Here is a 5582-nt window from a genome sequence, read left to right on the forward strand (position 1 = left end):
AGAATTCTAGTCTGAGGAGGGAGAAGAATGTGCGGCCACTTTGTTACCCACGGGGATCTTAACGTACAAGATGACGAAGAAATCGCATATCGTTAGAGGATTGGAATAAGTTTGATATTATTTTAGACTATTTCATTTAGAATATGTCTCGGTTTGTGAACACTAGTAGTATCAGGGAATAACTCATTTTCATTTCTGCTTATCCTAAAGAATCTGTATCTTGTATATTAGGAAATTTATATCATTATAAATACCATTTCTACACCACTTGGATCATCTTTTTATAATTGATAGTAGATATATATATATTTATCGTTCTATCTCTATTGCTTTATTCTTCAAAGGGACCCTTTAAGAAAATCACCTTTTAGATCTTCACACGAATGAGTAAGTCGCTTAGTTTCCCTCTAAACGTCACCCCACGTTTAGGTCGATAATTGGGAATATACTTATCTACATAGCCCCATTTGTCTATGCTGTTTTTTGTCACTTCTTCTATATAAAAGTCAACACTGCCATCCGAACGATGCCAGGTATCAAAATGTATCTCCTCTACCATAGTGAAAGTTACAGCATGTCCAACTCCGTTAGTATAAAAGATAAGACTACCTATAATAGCATATCGTATTTAACTTCCATTTCTTTATTTACAGTTTTTCAGTTTCGGTTATTCGGTTGGGTGATCCATTTATACTTTTATTAAGTAATTAAAGGACAACTGGTTCTACTACTAAAAACCACTCATAATAAAAAGGGTGAATGTAAGATTTGCACTTACCTATTACTTCCTTTTTTCGTTTTAATAAATAAATAGATTACCAAAGCCTTAAATGAGATTAATTTTTATATTCAGTGAACCTTTCACCTTGCTTAATTGTATAGTTATTAAAGAGGATTGGGGATGTTACAGTGGATACTGGTTGGATCGTTTCGCTTATTGTAATGGGATTATTACTGGTTTTGATTTTAGCAATTGCTATACCAATGGATCGTAGGTATGTATTTCGTGAGAAGGGTAAGATTGATTATAAGAAGACAAAAATATATTTAAGGTGGAACATTTTTGACACACTTACCTTATGTTTGGCCATTTATACGATTATTTGTGTGCAGGCGTTAAATTTACTGATTTCATCTGGGGAATCTGTTGAAAATCCATTTGTTCAATTTTTTACAAATCAATCACAGGCTTGGACAATTATTACAATTATCTATTTAATTACAAGAGTGTCTATAACTTTAAAGGCTATCAAGGAACGCTGGGGCGATGACCTTGAATGAACAAGAAGATGATTTAATGATCGCTTTTCAAAAGGGTGACGTCCAGAAGTTAGAAGAATTGTATAATCGGTTAAAAGAACCGCTTTATTCTTTTATATATCGTTATACAAGAGATGAGCAGCTAAGTATAGATATTGTTCAAGATTCGTTTGTAAAACTACAGCGGTATAAACATCAGTACAATCCAGACAAAGGGAAAGTAAGATCATATTTATTTCAAATTGCCTATAGTCTGATGGTATCTAAAATCAATCGCCAGAAGAAATGGTATAATCTCTTACCCTTTCTTTCGCCAATACCAAAGGATGGGATCAATCATACTGATCGAATGACAATTCGCGATGCAGTGGCCAACCTACCTGACATGCATCGTGCTGTAGTTTTACTATTTTACTATCATGATATGTCACAAGAGGAAATTGCATTAATCCTGAGGATTCCTAAAGGAACTGTTAAATCTAGATTACACAGTGCTATTCAAAAATTAAAAGATGGTTTGGGGGAATTTAATAATGAAACAGGATCCTTTTGAAAATGAACCTCAACTGAGTAAGGAATTAGATAACTACAGTGTAAATATCCCGAATTTTTCTTTAAAGCCAAATCGGTGGGAACGAATCATTCATATTCTTGCATCACCAGCAAAAAACCCACTTGAAGCAATACTTTCAACAACAAAAGGTGTATTATTGCTGAAAATTATACCGATACTTGGTTCAATATTTATCGGGTTTTTACAAGCCTACTTACATTTTTCTTCGTAGCTCGTTAGATGAATAAGGATGCAGTACCTTCTAATGGTTTTGTCAAGATAGCAATAGTCTAAAGTCCAAGAGTCAGCAATAGCTGGCTCTTTTTAATTTCAAAAAAATGTTTCTTTGTATTTTTTTTCCTAAAGTTGCAAATGTTAAGTAAACGTTGATATTTGATGCTAGGGGGGTGTGAATATTGTCTTTACGTACTTTATATACTGAAAAGAAATTAGTTATTCTTGCACTATTTATGATTGGCATCTATCTGTTACCACTCTATCTATTGGGTGAAGATGCACATATTCGAGTACATGATAATCTAGATTCTAACTTAGCGTGGTACAAGGTTTTAAGTGAGAGTGGGAAATTACTATCGCCGACAAATGCTACGATTCCTCAAGTGATTAATGGATTACCTAGAAATGCATATGGAACAGAATATAGTCTTATTGTTTGGCTTTATGCCTTACTTCCAACAATGACAGCCTATGCGATAAGTCAAACGATTACGAGAATTTTTGCTTTTATCGGAATGTATTTATTGCTAAAGGATCACGTTATCGAACACAAAAATTATAAAGTTTTAAATGTGGGTGTTGCATTAGCATTTTCGTTAACTCCGTTTTGGCCGTCAGGGATGTTAAGTACGCTAGGAATGCCGTTAGCTTTATGGGCTTTTTTACATATAAGACAAGGAACTAGATCTTGGAAACAATATCTGGTACTAACATTAATCCCACTTTATTCGAGCATCGTATTAGGATTTTTCTTTTTTCTATTTGCAATGGGGATATTTTGGTTAGTTGATTTTATTAAAGGGAAACGAAATCTTCACTTTTTATTAGCAATTGTATTTATGACTGTTTTATATCTAATTGTTGAGTATCGATTAGTCTATTCTTTTTTGTTTGATGAAGAGCCAAATAGTAGAGATGAATACTTCCATGCGAGGCTATCTTTATGGAGAGTGGTTCGGTTAACATTCAAAAACTTCGTGCTAGGGCATACTCATGTCATGACTGTTCATGGTTTCATAATACTTGCTGTAACAATTATTGCTTTATATATAGTAATAGTGAAAAAGATGTGGAAGCAGGAAAATGTATTTCTATATCTGTTAATCTTAAACTTTTGCTTATCTGCATGGTATGCCTTTTGGTTCTATAAAGGCTGGCTTCCCTTAACAGAGCGATTTCATTTTATGGATACCTTTAATTTTGCAAGGTTTCAATTCTTAAGACCTCTAGTCATTTATATGGGATTTGCACTTGGTTTGAAGATTATATGGAACTATAGAAAGGGTTGGCAGCAATATGCGAAATTCTTATTAATAGCCCAGCTTCTTATATTGATGGCCTTTAATGATGAATTTATATACCATAAGAAACCCACTGTAAGAGAATTTTATTCAGAGGAATTATTTGGAGATATAAAATCACATATTGGTTTACCACAAGAGGAGTATCGTGTAGCAAGTATCGGAATACATCCCTCCATCGCACAATATAACGGCTTTTATACCCTAGATACGTATAATAATTTTTATCCGTTATCTTATAAATACGAATTTAGAAAGATTATTGAAAAAGAACTCGCAAAAGACTCCACAATTAAAACATATTTTGATGAGTGGGGTGGGAGGTGCTATATTTTCACTTCAGAATTAGGTAAACATTATATGTTTAAAAAGCATACTAAGAAAACGTTAAAAAACCTTGAACTAAATACTGACGCTTTTAAAAAGTTGGGAGGAGACTATATCTTTTCTGCTGTCCCTATAGAAAATGCGTTAGAAAACCAACTTGTTTTAGATAAAACATTTCAATCAGAATTATCAGCTTGGAAAATATACTTATATAAGGTCTTATAAAACTTCGGAGGTTAAACTATGACGGATCCTGTACTTACTATCGTTGTTCCATGCTATAACGAAGAAGAAGTTTTGCCAGAAACGATGTCCCAGCTAAGTGATACATTAAACGGCTTAATGAAAGAAAATATAGTGTCAGATAAAAGTAAGATCTTATTAGTCGATGATGGGAGCAAAGATGGTACATGGTCGATAATTTATAAAGAAAGCTTAAATAATACGATCATCCATGGGTTGAAACTAGCTAGGAATGTAGGTCATCAAAACGCTTTGCTTGCTGGTTTAGTAACAGCTAATGAAACGTCTGATTGTGTAGTTTCTATTGATGCTGACTTACAAGATGATATAACTATCATTAAAGAGTTCATCTTAAAATTTAATCAAGGTTTTGATATTGTCTATGGTGTGCGTGAAAAACGTGATACAGATCATCTACTCAAACGAACAACTGCAGAAGCATTTTATAAAATAATGAGAAAAATGGATGTTAATCTCATCTACAACCATGCTGATTTTCGACTAATGAGTAAGAGAGCAATTATAGGATTAGAAAAGTTTGAAGAGGTTAATCTCTTTTTAAGAGGGATAGTGCCATTAATCGGGTATCCATCAGCATCTGTTTATTATGATCGAAAAGAAAGGTTTGCAGGTGTCACAAAGTATCCAGTGAAAAAGATGTTATCTTTTGCGTTTGAAGGTATCACTTCATTTTCAGTCACACCAATAAGGTTTGTTTTGTTACTAGGGTTTCTATCGTTTTTTACGAGTTTATTGTTTGGATCTTATTTTATTACATTAAAGTTTATTGGAGAAACTGAAACTGGATGGACTTCATTGATTACATCAATTTGGTTAATTGGAGGGTTACAATTAATTGCAATTGGTTTGATCGGAGAGTATATAGGTAAGATTTATAAGGAATCGAAGAGGCGCCCTAAATACATCATAGATATTGATACGTACAGCCTTACCCAACAACTAATAGAAAGGAATATCGACTCTAATGTCCTTGATCATAGAGAATTACTTTAAAGGATCTAATACTTTAGTTCGATTTATGTTTATAGGGCTAATTAACACCTGTATTGGGTTATCTCTTATATTTTTACTTTTAAATGTGGTGGGTTGGCCTTATTGGATGTCTACATCTATAGGAAATGGAATAGGAGCTATAGTAAGTTATTTTCTAAATAAAAACTTCACATTCAAAAGCAAAGTGAATGATAAAAAAGGGATTACGTTATTTGTCTTTGTGATAGTAGGAAGCTACATCATTTCATATCGGCTGGGCTATAGCCTGATTACTAATAGTTTATTTGTTAATCTAGGTTTATACACAGAAGAGTTGTCAGTATTAATAGCAGCTATGATATATACGGTACTGAACTATTTGGGGCAACGATATGTAACATTTAGGTATTGAAATTAACAAGTGTGCATTTAAGATATACCACTTAATACCAGTTGATTAATGTGTATATTATTGTTATGATATGAATCTAGCAAATAACAGCTAGAGAAAAAAGGTTTGACATTTTATAAATATAGTGTAAAATAAATATCTGTCGTAACAAACGTTTGAGATTGATGTCACAATAAACTTTTTAAAAAGTTGTTGACGTCTTAAAAGATAAATGTTATGATTGTATTCCAGTCGCAATACGAGATTGGACAAGCAA

The 5582-nt window shown here is 32.9% G+C and carries 7 protein-coding genes; 6 read left to right on the top strand and 1 reads right to left on the bottom strand.

The window, feature by feature from the left end; all coding sequences use genetic code 11:
• Window positions 1-367 precede the first annotated feature (367 nt).
• Window positions 368-559 carry a hypothetical protein gene (locus AC6CHR_RS24965; RefSeq protein WP_498251889.1) on the bottom strand — a complete coding sequence of 64 codons (192 nt, stop codon included), beginning with the start codon at window positions 557-559 and terminating at the stop codon, window positions 368-370.
• Window positions 560-909: 350 nt separating this feature from the next.
• Between AC6CHR_RS24965 and AC6CHR_RS24970 the strand changes: the two genes are divergently transcribed.
• The 6 genes from AC6CHR_RS24970 (at window position 910) to AC6CHR_RS24995 (ending at window position 5326) form a co-directional block, all read left to right on the top strand.
• On the top strand, window positions 910-1281 hold the full coding sequence (locus AC6CHR_RS24970; protein ID WP_498251890.1) for a group-specific protein: 372 nt from the start codon (window positions 910-912) through the stop codon (window positions 1279-1281).
• A 16-nt stretch (window positions 1282-1297) separates the two neighbouring features.
• Window positions 1298-1813 (top strand): RNA polymerase sigma factor, encoded by a 516-nt coding sequence (locus AC6CHR_RS24975; RefSeq protein ID WP_498251896.1) that lies wholly within the window; start codon window positions 1298-1300, stop codon window positions 1811-1813.
• The gene (locus AC6CHR_RS24980; RefSeq protein WP_498251891.1) at window positions 1794-2045 is read left to right on the top strand and encodes a hypothetical protein; all 252 of its coding nucleotides are present in this window, start codon (window positions 1794-1796) and stop codon (window positions 2043-2045) included. The genes AC6CHR_RS24975 and AC6CHR_RS24980 overlap by 20 nt, the downstream gene beginning before the upstream one ends.
• 184 nt (window positions 2046-2229) lie before the next feature.
• Window positions 2230-3903: a DUF6044 family protein gene (locus AC6CHR_RS24985; protein WP_498251892.1), complete on the top strand. Its 1674-nt coding sequence runs from the start codon at window positions 2230-2232 to the stop codon at window positions 3901-3903.
• A gap of 18 nt (window positions 3904-3921) precedes the next feature.
• On the top strand, window positions 3922-4935 hold the full coding sequence (locus tag AC6CHR_RS24990) for a glycosyltransferase family 2 protein (RefSeq protein WP_498251893.1): 1014 nt from the start codon (window positions 3922-3924) through the stop codon (window positions 4933-4935).
• A 25-nt stretch (window positions 4936-4960) separates the two neighbouring features.
• The gene (locus tag AC6CHR_RS24995) at window positions 4961-5326 is read left to right on the top strand and encodes a GtrA family protein (RefSeq protein ID WP_498251894.1); all 366 of its coding nucleotides are present in this window, start codon (window positions 4961-4963) and stop codon (window positions 5324-5326) included.
• Window positions 5327-5582 lie beyond the last annotated feature (256 nt).

Source organism: Metabacillus sp. GQ13, assembly GCF_059758525.1.

Coding starts and splice junctions, on each gene's coding strand:
- AC6CHR_RS24990 (WP_498251893.1), top strand. CDS start 3,922: ATGACGGATCCTGTACTTACTATCGTTGTTCCATGCTATAACGAAGAA.
- AC6CHR_RS24975 (WP_498251896.1), top strand. CDS start 1,298: ATGATCGCTTTTCAAAAGGGTGACGTCCAGAAGTTAGAAGAATTGTAT.
- AC6CHR_RS24995 (WP_498251894.1), top strand. CDS start 4,961: ATGTTTATAGGGCTAATTAACACCTGTATTGGGTTATCTCTTATATTT.
- AC6CHR_RS24980 (WP_498251891.1), top strand. CDS start 1,794: ATGAAACAGGATCCTTTTGAAAATGAACCTCAACTGAGTAAGGAATTA.
- AC6CHR_RS24965 (WP_498251889.1), bottom strand. CDS start 559: ATGGTAGAGGAGATACATTTTGATACCTGGCATCGTTCGGATGGCAGT.